Source organism: Streptomyces sp. NPDC018964, assembly GCF_044390325.1.
GTDB lineage: Bacteria > Actinomycetota > Actinomycetes > Streptomycetales > Streptomycetaceae > Streptomyces.
Window position 1 is genome coordinate 41,036 of record NZ_JBIRYZ010000029.1, and the last position, 16,015, is coordinate 57,050.

Here is a 16,015-nt window from a genome sequence, read left to right on the forward strand (position 1 = left end):
TACCACCATGACGCTCGTCAAGGAAGCGCCCGCGCGCCCGGCCGGGAAGCGGCCCGCCGCCCCCGCCGCCGGGCGGCACGGGCGGCGCCGCGAGACCCTCGCGGGCTACCTGTTCATGTCGCCGTGGATCGCGGGGTTCCTGCTGCTCACGGCGGGGCCGATGATCGCGTCGCTCTACTACGCGTTCACCAGCTACAACCTGTTCACGCCGCCCCAGTGGGTGGGCCTGGACAACTTCACGACGATGTTCCAGGACCCGCGCTGGCAGAAGTCGGTCGAGGTCACCCTCAAGTACGTCGTCGTGGCGACCCCCCTGAAACTGCTGCTCGCGCTCGGCGTCGCGCTGCTGCTCGCCCAGAAGCGGCGCGGCCAGGGCCTGTACCGGGCCGCGTTCTACATGCCCTCGCTCATCGGCGCCAGCGTCTCCGTCGGCTTCGTGTGGCGGGCGCTGTTCTCCGACGACGCGGTCGTGGACCGTACCCAGAAGGTCTTCGGTCTCGACGTGGGCGGCTGGATCGGCAACCCGGACTACGTCATCTACGCCCTGGTGGCCCTCAGCATCTGGCAGTTCGGCGCCCCCATGGTCATCTTCCTGGCCGGCCTCAAGCAGGTCCCGCAGGAGCTGTACGAGGCCGCCGAGATGGACGGTGCCGGACCGCTGCGCAGGTTCTGGAACGTCACCCTGCCGATGATCTCCCCGGTGCTGTTCTTCAACGTGCTGCTGGAGTCCATCCACGCGTTCCAGGTGTTCGGCTCCGCCTACGTCGTCTCCGACACCCGGTGCGGGCCCGCCGACGCCACGCTCGTCTACACCTGTTACCTCTACCAGAAGGGCTTCAAGGAGGCCCAGATGGGCTTCGCCTCCGCGATGGCCTGGACGCTGGTGGTCGCGGTGGCGCTCGTGACGGCGGTCCTGTTCTGGTCGCAGAAGAAGTGGGTGCACTACGAGGAGGCCGCCAAGTGACCAGTGCCACCAGCCCCGCCCTGCCCACCGCCGGCGGACGGCGGCGCCTCGGATCGATCGCCTGGCACGTGGGCGCGCTCCTCGTCCTCGCGGTCGTCCTCTATCCCGTGATCTGGGTGGTCGGCGCCTCGTTCAAGCCGAGCAAGGACATCATCGCCAGCCTCGACCTGCTGCCCACCGAGCCGGTCTGGGCGAACTTCTCCGGGCTCGCCGACGGCATCTCCGGCATCTCCATCGGCAGCTTCTTCTGGAACTCGCTGGTGTACGCGCTCCTCGCCGTGGCCGGTGTCGTGCTGTCCAGCTCGCTGACCGCGTACGCCTTCGCCAAGATCCGCTTCGCCGGGCGGAACCTGCTCTTCACGCTGATGATCGGCACGCTGCTGCTGCCCTACCACGTGCTGCTCATCCCGCAGTACGTGCTCTTCCGCAACCTGGAGCTCACCGACACCCTGGTGCCGCTGGTCGCGGGCAAGTTCCTGGCCACGGAGGCCTTCTTCGTCTTCCTGATGGTGCAGTTCATGCGCGGACTGCCCAGGGAACTGGACGAGGCCGCCAAGCTCGACGGCTGTGGGCACCTGCGCACCTACTGGTCGATCGTGCTGCCGCTGAGCCGGCCCGCGATCATCACCAGCGCGATCTTCACCTTCATCAACGCCTGGAACGACTTCATGGGGCCGCTGATCTACCTCAACACCCCCGAGAAGTACACCGTCTCGCTCGGTCTGATGATGTTCCGCGACCAGGAGGGCGTCTCCAACTACGGCAGCATGATCGCGATGTCGCTGGTGGCGCTGGTGCCGGTCATCGCCTTCTTCATGGCCTTCCAGCGCTACCTCATCGACGGCATGGCGACCTCCGGACTGAAGGGCTGAGGCGGTCACCATGGCGCAAGCACGCGTGAAGGCCCGTACCACGCGCAGGGAGTCCGTGTTCGGCGAGCGCTTCGCGGTCTTCGCCGAGTGCCTGCTCACCGGCGTGTGGATCGCCGTGGCCTGCCTCGGGGTCGTCACCTACCCCGCGGCCTTCGCCGCCGGCGCGCGGCACCTGCGGCGCCGCACCACCCACCAGGGCGGCGGCCTGCGGGAGTTCGTCCTGGACTTCCGCACGGCCGTGCGCGGTGGGTGGGCCGTAGGGCTCGCCGGGTGGGCGGTGGCCGCCGCGGTGTGGGTGGACGTCCTGGCCGTACGGGCCGGACTCCCCGGCGGGCCGCTCGTCGGGGCCGTCGGTGTCCTCGCGCTGATCGGGGCCGCCGTGGCCCTGCTGCGGGCGGCCGCCGTCTGGGCGCCCGGCACCACCTGGCGGACGTTGCTCGCGGACGCCGGGCGGCGGACCGTGCTCGACCCCGCCGGGTCCTTCCTGGTCGTCTGCGGACTGGCCGTCGTGGCCCTGTCCGCGGGGTTCGTCCCGCCGCTGGCGGTCCCCGTCCTGGGGGCCGTCGCGGCGGCGGCCGTCGCCGTGGAGGAGCGGTACCGGCACCGCTGACGGGCGGTGCCCCTTCTCGAGGCCGGTGCTCCGGCGCCGGACCTCCGTCTGTCATGCCCTTGACATCACCTTGCGGTGTCGCAACGGAAAGGAAAGGCCATGTCCCCCATCCCCCGCAGATCCCTGCTCAAGGCGGCCACCGTCGCCGGAGCCGCCGCCCAGTTCAGCTGGGCCCTGGGAACCCAGAACGCCGCCGCCGCGCCCCGCGCGGAAGCCGCCGACGCCGACCCGGTCACCCTCGACTGGCTGGAGGACGGCGGCCTCGGCGCGGCCCCCGGCTCCACCGTCGGCGTGCCCTGGCCCAAGGGCGTCCACCAGGAGGACCAGACCTTCGCACTGACCGACGCCGACGGGAAATCCGTACCCGTCCAGTCCTGGCCGCTCGCCTACTGGCCCGACGGCTCCCTCAAGTGGACCGCGCACGCCGTGAGTTCGGGCTCCGGCAAGCTCACCCTGACCACCGGGGCACCCGCCGCGCCCGAGAAGAAGGTCACCGTCGACCGGCGCGGCGGCACCATCGACGTCTCCACCGGCGTCATCACCGCCAGGATCGGCACGTCCGGCTCCACGATCGTCAGATCGGTCCGTCGCGGCTCGACCGAGATCGCCCGCGACGGCCGCCTCGTCGTCCTGCGCCAGCCCGAGTACGAGGACGGCGACCAGACCACCGTCAGGACCGAACGCTTCGACGGCGCCGTCACCGACGTCACCGTCGAACAGGACGGCCCCGTCCGCGCGGTCGTCCGCATCGACGGCAAGCACCGCAAGGGCCACCAAAACCTGCTGCCCTTCTCCGTCCGCCTCTACTTCTACGCCGGCGCCGACTCCTTCCGCATGGTGCACACCATCACCTACGACGGGAAGCAGGAGCCCGGCAAGGCCAGCGGCGACTTCATCCGCGGTCTCGGCGTCCGCTTCACCGTCCCCCTGCGCGACGAGTCCTACGACCGCCACATCCGCCTCGGCGGCGAGGGCACCGGCCTGCTCCGCGAGGCCGTCAAGGGCATCACCGGACTGCGCCGCGACCCCGGTGCCGCCGTCCAGGCCGCCCAGTTCGCCGGCGAGAAGCTCCCCGACCCCGCCACCTGGGACCAGCGGGTCACCACCCGCCTGCAGTACATCCCGGAATGGGGCGACTACACCCTCTCCCAGCTCTCCGCCGACGGCTTCACCGTGCGCAAGCGCACCAAGAAGGGCCACGGCTGGATCGGCGCCGGCGGCGGCCGGCGCGCCTCCGGCTTCGGCTACGTCGGCGGGGTCGGCGGCGGCCTCTCCTTCGGACTGCGCGACTTCTGGGAGAAGCACCCCGCCCAGCTCGACATCCGCGACGCCCACACCGACGAGGCCGAGGTCACCCTCTGGCTCTGGTCACCCGAGGCCCAGCCCATGGACCTGCGCTTCTACCACGACGGTATGGGCCAGGACACCTTCCCCGAACAGCTCGAGGGCCTCAACATCACCTACGAGGACTACGAGCCCGGGTTCGGCACCCCGTACGGCATCGCCCGCACCTCCGAACTCCTCTTCTGGGCCAACGACTCCACCCCGAGCGCCGAGAAGCTCGCCGAACAGGTCGAGGCCGTCCGCGTCCTCCCGCAACTCGCCGCCCCGCCCAAGCAGCTGATCGACGCCGGCGTCTTCGGCAAGGGCCTCTTCTCCGAACCGGACCGCTCCACCCCCGCCAAGGCGAAGATCGAGGACCACCTCGACTTCCTCTTCACCTACTACAAGGACCAGGTGGAGCAGCGCCGCTGGTACGGCTTCTGGGACTACGGCGACATCATGCACACCTACGACACCGTCCGGCACCAGTGGCGCTACGACGTCGGCGGCTACGCCTGGGACAACTCCGAACTCTCACCCGACCTGTGGCTCTGGTACGCGTACCTGCGCTCCGGCCGCGCCGACATCTTCCGCTTCGCCGAGGCGATGACCCGCCACACCGGCGAGGTCGACGTCTACCACATCGGCGAGTGGGCCGGCCTCGGCACCCGCCACGGCGTCCAGCACTACGCCGACAGCGCCAAGCAGCAGCGCATCGCCAACACCACCTACCGCCGCTACTACTACTTCCTCACCGCCGACGAACGCGTCGGCGACCTCATGCACGCATGCGTCGACTCCGACGAGACCTTCCTCGCCCTCGACCCCATCCGCAAGATCCGCACCGAGCCGTACACACCGGACCGCAACGCCCTGTCGATCGGCTTCGGCACCGACTGGAGCGGACTGGTCTCCGCCTGGCTCACCGAGTGGGAACGCAAGGGCCCCAAGTGGGAGAAGGCCAGGGCCCGCGTCCTGTCCACCATGGAGACCATCGCCGCCCAGCCCAACGGCTTCGTCCAGGGCACCGGCCTGTACGACCTCGACACCGGGAAGTTCGCGATCGCGGACGAACCCGTGGTGGGCGTCTCCCACCTGTCGGCCGTCTTCGGCCTGAACGAACTCTGCGCCGAACTCATCGACCTCGTCGACATGCCGGAGTTCAACGAGGCGTACTACGACTACTGCCGCTACTTCAACGCCACCAAGGCCGAACAGGCGGCACGCTACGGCTCCCACTTCGGCAGCCTGATCCTCTTCCAGGGCCACTCCCGCCTCGACGCCTACGCCGCCGTACGGACCGGTGACCAGAAGCTCGCCGAGCGGGCCTGGGACAAGTTCTACAACTCCGACGGCTACAAGGAGTCGGCCCCCTGGAAGACCGAGAAGGTGAACGGCCCGACCGCCCTGGTCGCCGGCAGTGAGGCCACCTGGGTGTCCACCAACGACACCGCGCTCTACGGCCTCGCCGCCATCGAGCTGCTGTCGCTGCTGGGGGACCGGATGCCGTAGGCACATCACGGGCGCGGACGGGAACACGACGTCCATGGACTGGAACCATCACCGCTTCCGCAGTCTGTGGACCCTGTCCGCGCCCGCCCCCGTGGTCTACCGGACCCTGGAGCGGATCGAGGACTACCCCCTGTGGTGGCCCCAGGTACGGGACGTCACCCGGCTCGACGACACCAGCGGGATCGTCACGATCCGCTCCCTCCTGCCGTACGACCTGACCTCGACCGTGCGGGAGGGCCGCCGCGACCCGGAGACCGGGATCCTGGAGGCCGGCCTGTCCGGCGACATCGACGGCTGGGCCCGCTGGACCGTCACCCGCCTGGGACCCCACGGCTGCCTCGTCCACTACGAGCAGGAGGTCGACGTCCGCAAGCCGCTGCTGCGCCTGCTCGCCGTGCCGGGACGGCCCGTCCTCCGCGCCAACCACGCCCTGATGATGCGGGCCGGCCGGCGCGGCCTGGCCGCCCACCTGGAAGCGGTTTGAAGGAACCCTCCCCGGACCTGTATTGTTCAGTGCGTTCCCGGGCGATTAGCTCAGTGGGAGAGCGCTTCGTTCACACCGAAGAGGTCACTGGTTCGAACCCAGTATCGCCCACCGGGAAAGCCGGTCCGTCCCCGACGGACCGGCTTCTTTCATCCCCGGGGCGCCCTCAGGCCGCCGTCGGCAGATCCGGACGCAGCGGCCACGACGGGTCCACCACCTCCTCCGCACCGGTGCGCGCGAACCACGCCTGGAGCCCCCGCGCCTGCGCCGCGTGCCACACCACCTGCAGGGTGTGCAGCTCGGCGGGGGAGAGCCGCTCCAGCCGGGAGGCGAAACGCCGCCCCACCGCCCGGGTCACCTCCAGCGCGGCCATCGCGTCCGCCGCCGCGTCGTGCGCCCCCTCCAGGGCGACCCCGTAGTGCGCGCACAGGTCGCTCAGCGTGCGCCGGCCCTTGCGGTAGCGGTCCAGGTGCTTGTCGAGCACCCAGGGGTCCAGCACCAGCAGCGGCGCCCGCTCCGTCCAGCGGCCCAGCGACGACGCGCGGTGCCGGCGCAACTCCCGGTCCAGCAGCGTCAGATCGAACGGCGCGTTCATCACCACCAGAGGGCGGCCCACCCTGGCCTGCTCCGCCAGGGCCTCCGCGACCTCGTACATCACCGGCGCCGGCCAACGGCCGTGGCGCTGCAGGTGATCGTCCGTCAGCCCGTGCACCTCCGTCGCCCCGGCCGGCACCGGCACCCCCGGATTCACCAGCCAACGGACCACCCGCGGCCGGGTGCCCGGCGCGTCCTGCACGACGAGGGCGGCCGACACGATCCGGTCGGTCTCGACGTCCACACCCGTCGTCTCCGTGTCGAAAGCGGCCAACGGCCCTTCGTACCAGCACGCCATACCCAACAACCCCTCGTTCACCCTCGGCAGTCGACGCACCGTCCGCTGCCCGAAACGGTGATACCCGGCCTGTTTGCGCCGTACGCCGGAAGGAGACAACAGGAGTACGGGTCCGCGCAGTTCAGCGGTCCGCAGCGGGGATACACCAGTTGGGAAGGCTGTTGGCCATGGCCATAGCGCAGCCCGAGCGGGGCGGGCTGCTGCCGGAGCGCGCCGCACCCGCTCGCGGCTCTCTCGCCACCACCGCCTGCATGGAGACACTGCAGGTCGGCTATCTGCACGCCGTCGCGGCCGCGGCCGGCTGCTCATTGTCCCAGCCGTTCCCGGACAACGGCATCGACTGGCACGTCAGCCACAGCGCGCCCGGACACACCGTCGACGACGAGGTGACCATCAAGGTGCAGCTCAAGGCCACGTACCAGATCCCTCCGGACCCCCCGGGCCGCTTCTTCTCCTTCACCCTCGACAACGACCACCTGACGAAACTCGCCCGCACGCCCGTGTCGGTGCACAAGATCCTCGTGGTGATGATCGTCCCGCGCTCGCGGGACCAGTGGCTGCGCGCCGGCCACGACCGGCTCGACCTGAGGCACTGCTGCTACTGGACCAACCTCGCCGGACAGCCCGTCACCGGCCGCCGCCGCACGACCGTGCGGATACCCACCTCACGCATCTTCGACGACCGGGCGCTGTGCGAGATCATGACGCGGGTCGGGACGGGAGGGACACCGTGACGCACCGCTCGACAGACGAACCCCTGAGGCCCGTGCGTCCCCATCCCGCCGACGCCACCTGGGAGGCCGCGCCGCCCGAGCCCGGCGCGGTCGACCCGGCCGTGCTCACCGCCCTGCTGCGGCGGCACGGCTGGCAGCGGCGCGGCGGCGCCCCCGGCCGCTACGGCCGCTGGACACCGCCCGGACCGGGCGGCTCCGGCACCAGCCTGCTGGTGCCCGAGAGCCGTGCCTTCCCCGACAGCGAGGACCTGCTCGGCGAGGCCCTGCTCGCCCTGACCCGCGGCGGCACGCCCTCCGCCCGCGAGGTCCTCCTCGCCCTCGCCGTCCCCAGCGACGAGATCCGCTGGTGGCGCGATGTGCCGTCCGGCCCCGGGGACGCCACCCCCTGGACCGTCGAGGAGCGGCTGCGCACCGCCGCCCGCGCCGTGCTGCTCGCCGCCGCGCTCACCACGCGCGCACGGGCCGGCTACCACGGCGCCCGGCACCGGCGCGCCGCCGCCGCCACCCTGGCGGACGTCCTGGTCGGCCCCGCGCCCGACGGCCGCCGGCTGACCGCGTTCGTACCCGTCGCCACCGGCCGCCCGCTCGCCGTATGCCTGCACCAGGCGCTGCACGCCGCCCGCGAGGCCGTCGACTACCGGCGGGCCACCGGCGGCATGGACGCCTTCGACTCCGCCGTGGAGGCGGGGGTCAGCCACGAACTGACCGAGGCGCTGGTCGCCCTGGTACAGGGCTCGGAAGGCGCCCGGATCGCCGTGGAATGGGCGCCGGCCGCCGGCGTCCCCGAAGGCTGCGCGGCCCCGGCCGAGCCCGTCGAGTTCTCCCCCGGCGACCTGCCCGCCCTGCGCGAGGCCGGCCTGCGCTACCTCCGGGCCGAGCCGTCCGTGCCGGTGCGGATCACCGGCACGGTGGTGCGGATGCGCAGGTCGGGGCCGCGCGGCGCGGGCACCGTACGGCTGCGGGTGCTGGCCGGCGCCGAGGTCCCGCACGTCCGGATCGCCCTGGAGGAGGAGGCGTACCGCATCGCCGGGCACGCCCACCTCGTCGGACTGCCGGTCCGGGTGCACGGCAGGCTGGAGAGCCGGGGCGGCTTCCGGCGCCTCACCGGGGCGGGCGAGGTGGTGCCCGTACAGGTCGACGACGCGGAGCGGGACCGTCTGATGAAGGCGCTCCAGGAAGACCTCGGCTTCTTCGAGGAGGCCTGCGGCGGGGAATGATTTCGCGGTGGGCGGTCCGGGGTCGGTACGATCGCACCCATGCGTGCGCTCCGGTATGGCGCCGCGACCACAGCCTTCAGTCAGGAGAGACCGGTGTCAGACGTCCGTGTGATCATCCAACGCGATTCCGAGCGGGAAGAACGCGTGGTGACGACGGGCACTACGGCCGCCGAGCTCTTCGCCGGCGAGCGCTCGGTCATCGCCGCGCGCGTGGCCGGTGAGCTCAAGGACCTCGCCTACGAGGTCAAGGACGGCGAGACCGTCGAGGGAGTCGAGATCTCCTCCGAGGACGGTCTCAACATCCTGCGCCACTCCACCGCGCACGTCATGGCCCAGGCCGTGCAGGAGCTGTTCCCCGAGGCCAAGCTGGGCATCGGCCCGCCGGTCAAGGACGGCTTCTACTACGACTTCGACGTCGAGAAGCCCTTCCACCCCGATGACCTCAAGGCCATCGAGAAGAAGATGCAGGAGATCCAGAAGCGCGGCCAGCGCTTCTCCCGCCGCGTGGTCACCGACGAGGCCGCCCGCGAGGAGCTCGCCGACGAGCCGTACAAGCTGGAGCTGATCGGCCTCAAGGGCTCCGCCTCGCACGACGACGGCGCGGACGTCGAGGTCGGCGCCGGCGAGCTGACGATCTACGACAACCTGGACGCCAAGACCGGCGAGCTGTGCTGGAAGGACCTCTGCCGCGGCCCCCACCTGCCCACCACCCGGAACATCCCGGCGTTCAAGCTGATGCGCAACGCCTCGGCGTACTGGCGCGGCAGCGAGAAGAACAAGCAGCTCCAGCGCATCTACGGCACCGCCTGGCCCACCAAGGACGAGCTCAAGGCCCACCTGGAGTTCCTCGCCGAGGCCGAGAAGCGCGACCACCGCAAGCTCGGCTCCGAGCTCGACCTGTTCTCCATCCCTGAGCAGATCGGCTCCGGCCTCGCCGTCTTCCACCCCAAGGGCGGCATCATCCGCCGGGTCATGGAGGACTACAGCCGTAGGAGGCACGAGGAGGAGGGCTACGAGTTCGTCTACACCCCGCACGCGACGAAGGGGCGGCTTTTCGAGACCTCGGGCCACCTGGACTGGTACGCCGACGGCATGTACCCGCCCATGCAGCTCGACGAGGGCGTGGACTACTACCTCAAGCCCATGAACTGCCCGATGCACAACCTGATCTTCGACGCGCGCGGGCGGTCCTACCGTGAACTGCCCCTGCGGTTGTTCGAGTTCGGCACCGTGTACCGGTACGAGAAGTCGGGCGTCGTGCACGGCCTGACCCGGGCCCGCGGCTTCACCCAGGACGACGCGCACATCTACTGCACCCGCGAGCAGATGTCGGAGGAGCTCGACAAGACGCTCACCTTCGTCCTCAACCTGCTGCGCGACTACGGCCTGACCGACTTCTACCTGGAGCTGTCCACCAAGGACGAGACGAAGTTCGTCGGAACCGACGAGGCATGGGAAGAGGCCACCGAGACGCTGCGCCAGGTCGCCGAGAAGCAGAACCTGGAGCTCGTGGCGGACCCGGGCGGTGCCGCCTTCTACGGCCCGAAGATCTCCGTCCAGGCGCGTGACGCCATCGGCCGCACCTGGCAGATGTCGACCATCCAGCTCGACTTCAACCTGCCGGAGCGCTTCGACCTGGAGTACACCGCCGCGGACGGCTCCAAGACCCGCCCGGTCATGATCCACCGCGCGCTCTTCGGCTCCATCGAGCGCTTCTTCGCGGTGCTCCTGGAGCACTACGCGGGCGCGTTCCCGGCGTGGCTCGCCCCGGTCCAGGCGGTGGGCATCCCGGTGGGTGACGCCCATGTGCAGTACCTGGAGGAGTTCGCGGGCGAGGCGCGGCGGAAGGGGCTGCGCGTCGAGGTGGATTCCTCCTCGGACCGGATGCAGAAGAAGATCCGCACGCAGCAGAAGCAGAAGGTCCCGTTCATGATCATCGTCGGTGACGAGGACATGCACGCGGGCACGGTGTCGTTCCGCTACCGCGACGGTTCGCAGGAGAACGGCATTCCGCGTGACCAGGCGCTGGCGAAGCTCGTTGATGTGGTGGAGCGTCGGGTTCAGGTCTGACGCTCTCCCCGCCAACGCGGGGATGGTCCGTTCATACCCGTTGTCGGACACACGAAGGTGCTGTTGCTCCCCGCATGCGCGGGGATCGGTCCCCGGGAAGGGAATGTCCCGGGGGCCTTTTCATACTCGCGGAACCGACGCCATATGCTGCATCTCATGACGAGTGAGCCGGAGCAGCAGTGGGGAGTGGGAACGCCCGACGCGTTCCAGCGTCTTTGGACGCCTCACCGGATGGCCTACATCCAGGGTGAGAACAAGCCGAGCAGCCCCGATGCCGGCGAGGGCTGCCCGTTTTGCTCCCTCCCGGCCAAGTCCGACGAAGATGGTCTGATTATCAAGCGGGGCGAGCAGGTGTACGTGGTGCTCAATCTTTACCCCTACAACGGCGGCCACCTGATGACTGTGCCCTACCGGCATGTCGCCGACTACACGGATCTCACCGACGCGGAGACGGCCGAGCTGGCCGAGCTGACCAAACAGGCGATGACGGCCCTGCGTACCGCGTCCGGCGCGCACGGCTTCAACCTCGGCATGAACCAGGGCACGGTGGCCGGCGCGGGCATCGCCGCCCATCTTCACCAGCACATCGTGCCCCGCTGGGGTGGCGACACCAATTTTCTGCCTGTGATCGGCCACACGAGAGTGCTGCCGCAGCTTCTGGCCGACACGAGGAAGATGCTGTCGGAGGCCTGGCCGACGTAACTGCGGGCAGTCGTGCCTCCCCAGTGCCTCAAGAGCCTGGGAGGTACCCCCAGGGCGGCACGGGTGGGCGACGGGGGTACCTCCCGCTCGAGCGAAGCCGAGAGTGGGGGAGGCACCTCGTCAGCGCCGAGCCGCGCACCCACCCCCGCCCAGCCGCAACCCGCCTACGTGACGCCTACGCGTCGTACACGTCGGCCTTCTTGGGCGCGGCCTCCTGCACCGCGGCGCTGAGGGACGACGACCGCGCACCGAACTTCGTGGTGTCCACCCCGTTCTCCTCCAGCACCTTGATCGCCGCCGAGTGCACCACCCGCAGCACCGGCGTGGCCGCCCGCAACGCGTCGTCCGCCATGAACCGGTGCCGCCACGGCTTGTCCGCCCACACGTGCCGCAGACCGAACGGCTCCGGCAGGCTCAGCTTGCCGCCCAGCCAGTACAGCAGCGGCGGGTACCAGGTCAGCGGCGCCCGGGCGGCCAGGCGCACCACCTCGTCCGCGTCGACCAGCGGGAGCTTGACCTTCCGGGTCTCCCAGAACCTGATCGACTTCTGGACCTCCTTCTCCTTGGCCGCGGGCCCGCTGGTGAACAGCGAGTGCACCGGCCCCAGCGCGTGTCCGGTCACCTCGATGCGCAGCGTCTCGTGCAGCACGGTCACGGTGATCAGCATGGTGATCACCAGTTGGCCGTCCCACAGCGCCCACTGCACGCCCAGGTAGTGCCGGTCGCCCGCGCCGAACTGCTGCTTGTTGCAGATCTCCTGTATGGCGTGCGGCTTGATCTGGTACGCCTCGACGTCCGCGCCCTCGGGCCGCGACACCCCTCCGGCGTTCTCCCCGATCGGGGTGACGATCCAGTGCCGTACCGACGGCTTGGTGAAGCCTCCGGTGTGCAGCGGCCCGCGCTCCAGCATCCGCAGCCGGTCGTGGATGGCCTTGATGACGTCCCAGCTGCGGAACGGGTTGATCTCCCGGCCCGGGTCGGCGGGCACCAGGTCCTCGGCGAGCTGCCAGCTGCCCCAGCGGGTGCCCATGCCGAGTATGCCCTTGGGCCCGGCGTAGAAGACCGAGTTGGACTGCTGCTCGGCGCTGAGCCGGGCCAGGGACTGGCGCAGTTGCTCGGCCGCCGTCTCGCCGGGGCTGCTCGGCACCGCCTCGGGCACCTTGGCGCCGACGCTGCTGCCGGAGAGCAGGCTGCTCCACCGCTCCCGCAGGTCCCTCGCCGTGCGCTCGCAGATCCGCTTGGCCCAGAACCAGCCCACCACCGGGGCGACCACCGACGCGCGCGCGTACCAGCCCCAGAACCCGCCGAACGGCATGCGGATCAGGAACAGCACGGCGAGGGCGCCCACCGCGACCAGCAGGGTGGTGGCCAGCAGGCCGGCCCGCTTGTCCTCCCGCCTGGCCATCGTCGTGCGGATCTGGAAGACCAGCAGCCACACCAGCAGGCCCGGCAGGAAGAGCAGCCCGCACAGGACCATGACGGCGCTCAGCCAGTTGTCCCGCTCGCGGCGGATGCGGTGCGCCGCCAGCGAGTGCTCGACCACCACCTGGGGCTGGATGCCGAAGGACTGGATGAGCGGCGCGCGGCCGGCGCCGAGCATCCGGTCGATGATCGCCCGGGAGAACGCCTCGCCCAGGTTCGGCCGGAACAGCTTCAACCTCGGCTTGCTGACGGCCGACTTGTGCCACTCGCTGTCGGCCTTGAGTATCTCCTCGGCCTCGTTGTCCCGATAGGCCGCCGAGGCCAGCGCGAACGTCGGCGTCTGCCCCTCGTCGCCCGTACGCGGCACCTGCGGACCGAAGAACTCCGCGTAACCGCTCTCAACGGTCATTCCCGCCCCCGATCGCCGCGACTGTCGTCTTGCGGCCTTCCCGACTTCCCTGCTGCGCACACCTGTTGATCAGGTATTCAGCGTATCCGTACCCGCCGTCGTCCGTCGGCGGACGGCCGAAGCCGTCCGCCACCACGAAGTGAAGCATTCCGAAACGGTTGTGGCGCGCGGCGCGTACGCGGGCGTCCGCCGGGTCCTTCCGGGGGCGCCCGGCGTCGGCTACGAGGCGGCACGTGCCTCCTCCTTGACCCGTTCCGCCACGTGCGCCGGCATGGGTTCGTGCCGTGCGTACCGGCGGCTGAAGCGGGCGGTGCCGTGCGAGAGGGAGCGCAGGTCGACGGCGTACCGGCCGATCTCGATCTCCGGGACCTCGGCCTTGACGAGGGTGCGTCCGCCGGGCGACTGCTCGGTGCCGAGCACCCGGCCGCGGCGGCCGGACAGGTCGCTCATCACGGCGCCGACGTAGTCGTCGCCGACCAGGACGCTCACCTCGGCCACCGGCTCCAGCAGGTGGATCTTCGCGTCCGCGGCAGCCTCCCGCAGGGCCAGCGCGCCGGCCGTCTGGAACGCGGCGTCGGAGGAGTCCACCGAGTGCGCCTTGCCGTCCAGCAGGGTCACCCGCACGTCGATGAGCGGATGTCCGGCGGCGACCCCCTTGCCGGCCTGGGCCCGTACGCCCTTCTCGACGGAGGGGATGAACTGGCGCGGCACCGCGCCGCCGACCACCTTGTCGACGAACTCGATGCCGGAGCCGTTCGGCAGCGGCTCCACCTCGATCTCGCAGATGGCGAACTGCCCGTGTCCGCCGGACTGTTTGACGTGCCGGCCGCGCCCGGACGCCTTGCCGCCGAACGTCTCCCTGAGCGGCACCCGGTGCGGTACGACGTCGACCTGGACGCCGTAGCGGCTGCGCAGGCGTTCCAGGGCCACGTCCGCGTGCGCCTCGCCCAGGCACCACAGCACCACCTGGTGGGTGTCCTGGTTCTGTTCCAGCCGCATCGTCGGGTCCTCGGCCACGAGCCGGGACAGGCCCTGCGAGAGCTTGTCCTCGTCGGGTTTGCTGTGCGCCTGGATGGCCAGCGGCAGCAGCGGGTCGGGCATGTCCCACGGCTCCATGAGCAGCGGGTCGTCCTTGGCGGACAGGGTGTCCCCGGTCTCCGCGCGGCTGAGCTTCGCCACGCACGCGAGGTCGCCCGCGATGACGTGGGAGACGGGCCGCTGCTGTTTGCCGAACGGCGTGGACAGGGCGCCGATCCGCTCGTCGACGTCGTGGTCCTCGTGGCCGCGGTCGGCGAGCCCGTGTCCGGAGACGTGCACGGTCTGGTCGGCGCGCAGGGTGCCGGAGAAGAGCCGGATCAGGGAGAGCCGGCCGACGTACGGGTCGGAGGAGGTCTTCACCACCTCCGCGACCAGCGGGGCGTCCGGGTCGCACGGTTTCAGCTCGCGCGGCCTGCCGTCGACGGTGGTCACGCTCGGGGCGCCGTGCTCCAGCGGGGTCGGGAAGCCGCCGGTGATCAGCTCGAGCAGCTCGACCGTGCCGAGTCCCTGGCGGGCGCCGTCGGCGGCGGGAGCGGCGGCCAGGACGGGGAAGAACACCCCGCGCGCGACCGCCCGTTCCAGGTCCTCGACCAGCGTCCCGACGTCGATCCGTTCGCCGCCGAGGTAGCGGTCCATGAGGGTCTCGTCCTCGCTCTCGGCGATGATCCCCTCGATGAGCCGGCCGCGGGCCTCCTCCATCCGCGGCAGCTGGTCCTCGCCGGGCTCGGACTCCTTGCGTTCGCCGGTGGAGTAGTCGAACAGCTTCTGCGACAGCAGTCCGGTCAGGCCCGTCACGGGCGCGTGTCCGTCGGGCCCCTCCGGGCCGTGCAGCGGCAGGTACAGCGGCAGCACGGCGTCGGGGTCGTCGCCGCCGAAGGTCTCCGCGCAGACGCGGGTCATCTCCTCGAAGTCCGCGCGGGCCGCCTCCAGGTGCGTGACGACGATGGCGCGCGGCATGCCGACCGCCGCGCACTCGTCCCACACCATGCGGGTCGAGCCGTCCACACCGTCCGAGGCCGAGACGACGAAGAGGGCCGCGTCCGCCGCCCGCAGACCGGCCCTGAGCTCTCCGACGAAATCGGCGTATCCGGGGGTGTCCAGGAGGTTGACCTTGATGCCGTCCCATTCGAGGGGCACCAGGGAGAGCTGTACGGAGCGCTGCTGCCGGTGCTCGATGTCGTCGTAGTCGGAGACGGTGCCGCCGTCCTCCACGCGGCCCGCCCGGTTCACCGCCCCCGCGGTCAGCGCGAGGGCCTCCACCAGGGTCGTCTTGCCCGATCCGGAGTGGCCGACCAGCACCACATTCCGTACGGACGTGGGATGGCCGGCCGCCTGCGCCCTGCCGGCGGCTCCGGGGTGTGTGTGCGCCTTGTCGCCCATGATCCTGCCTCCCGTGCACGGTGAGGTCACTGTGGGCGCGGACCCGCGGAATCCGCGTGCGGTGCGGCTCCGGCGACGCCCGCGGTCCTTCGAGCTTTCCACTCCCTTCACGGCGCGTCCATACGAAGGACGTGATCCCGGCGTCCGGCCCTGCTCAGGGCGGTGCCCCGCGGCCGGGGTGGGCGGGATGACGGGGTGGTGCCGGGCGGGGGAGTCCCACCGCGCGGGCGGAGCCGGGCGTGGGGGAGCCGGCGCGTGACGACAGCGTGGCCGGGGTACCCGGGGGAGAGCGCGTCCCCGGCACGATCCGCCGGTGCTGTCGGCGCATCCGCCCGGCGGCTGCCGGTACCTGCCGCGCGGACGACGAGGAAAGCGATTCCGCAGGC

General features: G+C 70.9%; 12 protein-coding genes and 1 tRNA gene. 10 read left to right on the forward strand and 3 right to left on the reverse strand.

Going from position 1 to position 16,015, the window contains the following annotated elements; all coding sequences use genetic code 11:
* Window positions 1–7: 7 nt before the first annotated feature.
* The 6 genes from ACH5AO_RS32690 (at window position 8) to ACH5AO_RS32715 (ending at window position 5,876) form a co-directional block, all read left to right on the forward strand.
* On the forward strand, window positions 8–964 hold the full coding sequence (locus ACH5AO_RS32690; RefSeq protein ID WP_398931038.1) for a carbohydrate ABC transporter permease: 957 nt from the start codon (window positions 8–10) through the stop codon (window positions 962–964).
* Window positions 961–1,836: a carbohydrate ABC transporter permease gene (locus ACH5AO_RS32695; RefSeq protein WP_398931040.1), complete on the forward strand. Its 876-nt coding sequence runs from the start codon at window positions 961–963 to the stop codon at window positions 1,834–1,836. The genes ACH5AO_RS32690 and ACH5AO_RS32695 overlap by 4 nt, the downstream gene beginning before the upstream one ends.
* A gap of 10 nt (window positions 1,837–1,846) precedes the next feature.
* A complete protein-coding gene (locus tag ACH5AO_RS32700; protein ID WP_398931042.1) occupies window positions 1,847–2,446 on the forward strand; it encodes a hypothetical protein in 600 nt (199 codons plus the stop codon).
* Window positions 2,447–2,545: 99 nt separating this feature from the next.
* Window positions 2,546–5,281, forward strand: a complete 2,736-nt coding sequence (locus ACH5AO_RS32705) for a Tat pathway signal sequence domain protein (protein ID WP_398931044.1) — start codon at window positions 2,546–2,548, stop codon at window positions 5,279–5,281.
* A gap of 34 nt (window positions 5,282–5,315) precedes the next feature.
* Window positions 5,316–5,765 (forward strand): SRPBCC family protein, encoded by a 450-nt coding sequence (locus ACH5AO_RS32710; protein ID WP_398931046.1) that lies wholly within the window; start codon window positions 5,316–5,318, stop codon window positions 5,763–5,765.
* Window positions 5,766–5,804: 39 nt separating this feature from the next.
* A tRNA-Val gene (locus tag ACH5AO_RS32715) sits at window positions 5,805–5,876 on the forward strand.
* A 55-nt stretch (window positions 5,877–5,931) separates the two neighbouring features.
* On the opposite strand, the gene ACH5AO_RS32720 is transcribed toward ACH5AO_RS32715, so the two are convergent.
* Window positions 5,932–6,657, reverse strand: a complete 726-nt coding sequence (locus ACH5AO_RS32720) for a 3'-5' exonuclease (protein ID WP_398931048.1) — start codon at window positions 6,655–6,657, stop codon at window positions 5,932–5,934.
* Between the two features lie 167 nt (window positions 6,658–6,824).
* On the opposite strand from ACH5AO_RS32720, the gene ACH5AO_RS32725 reads away from it, so the two are divergent.
* The 4 genes from ACH5AO_RS32725 (at window position 6,825) to ACH5AO_RS32740 (ending at window position 11,380) form a co-directional block, all read left to right on the forward strand.
* Window positions 6,825–7,391 (forward strand): DUF4365 domain-containing protein, encoded by a 567-nt coding sequence (locus ACH5AO_RS32725; protein ID WP_398931050.1) that lies wholly within the window; start codon window positions 6,825–6,827, stop codon window positions 7,389–7,391.
* On the forward strand, window positions 7,388–8,608 hold the full coding sequence (locus tag ACH5AO_RS32730) for a hypothetical protein (RefSeq protein ID WP_398931052.1): 1,221 nt from the start codon (window positions 7,388–7,390) through the stop codon (window positions 8,606–8,608). Before ACH5AO_RS32725 ends, ACH5AO_RS32730 begins: the two co-directional genes overlap by 4 nt.
* A 93-nt stretch (window positions 8,609–8,701) precedes the next feature.
* Window positions 8,702–10,678, forward strand: coding sequence for a threonine--tRNA ligase (thrS, locus tag ACH5AO_RS32735; RefSeq protein WP_398931054.1), 1,977 nt, complete (start codon window positions 8,702–8,704; stop codon window positions 10,676–10,678).
* Between the two features lie 156 nt (window positions 10,679–10,834).
* On the forward strand, window positions 10,835–11,380 hold the full coding sequence (locus ACH5AO_RS32740) for an HIT family protein (RefSeq protein WP_398931056.1): 546 nt from the start codon (window positions 10,835–10,837) through the stop codon (window positions 11,378–11,380).
* 175 nt (window positions 11,381–11,555) lie between these two features.
* Here the strand turns inward: ACH5AO_RS32740 and ACH5AO_RS32745 are convergent, their stop codons facing one another.
* Together ACH5AO_RS32745 and ACH5AO_RS32750 are read right to left on the reverse strand one after the other, a co-directional pair.
* A complete protein-coding gene (locus ACH5AO_RS32745) occupies window positions 11,556–13,211 on the reverse strand; it encodes a hypothetical protein (protein WP_398931058.1) in 1,656 nt (551 codons plus the stop codon).
* Between the two features lie 219 nt (window positions 13,212–13,430).
* Window positions 13,431–15,629, reverse strand: coding sequence for an elongation factor G-like protein EF-G2 (locus tag ACH5AO_RS32750; RefSeq protein WP_398931060.1), 2,199 nt, complete (start codon window positions 15,627–15,629; stop codon window positions 13,431–13,433).
* Window positions 15,630–16,015 lie beyond the last annotated feature (386 nt).

Coding starts and splice junctions, on each gene's coding strand:
- ACH5AO_RS32740 (WP_398931056.1), top strand. CDS start 10,835: ATGACGAGTGAGCCGGAGCAGCAGTGGGGAGTGGGAACGCCCGACGCG.
- ACH5AO_RS32720 (WP_398931048.1), bottom strand. CDS start 6,657: ATGGCGTGCTGGTACGAAGGGCCGTTGGCCGCTTTCGACACGGAGACG.
- ACH5AO_RS32745 (WP_398931058.1), bottom strand. CDS start 13,211: ATGACCGTTGAGAGCGGTTACGCGGAGTTCTTCGGTCCGCAGGTGCCG.
- ACH5AO_RS32710 (WP_398931046.1), top strand. CDS start 5,316: ATGGACTGGAACCATCACCGCTTCCGCAGTCTGTGGACCCTGTCCGCG.
- ACH5AO_RS32690 (WP_398931038.1), top strand. CDS start 8: ATGACGCTCGTCAAGGAAGCGCCCGCGCGCCCGGCCGGGAAGCGGCCC.
- ACH5AO_RS32705 (WP_398931044.1), top strand. CDS start 2,546: ATGTCCCCCATCCCCCGCAGATCCCTGCTCAAGGCGGCCACCGTCGCC.
- ACH5AO_RS32750 (WP_398931060.1), bottom strand. CDS start 15,629: ATGGGCGACAAGGCGCACACACACCCCGGAGCCGCCGGCAGGGCGCAG.
- ACH5AO_RS32725 (WP_398931050.1), top strand. CDS start 6,825: ATGGCCATAGCGCAGCCCGAGCGGGGCGGGCTGCTGCCGGAGCGCGCC.
- ACH5AO_RS32700 (WP_398931042.1), top strand. CDS start 1,847: ATGGCGCAAGCACGCGTGAAGGCCCGTACCACGCGCAGGGAGTCCGTG.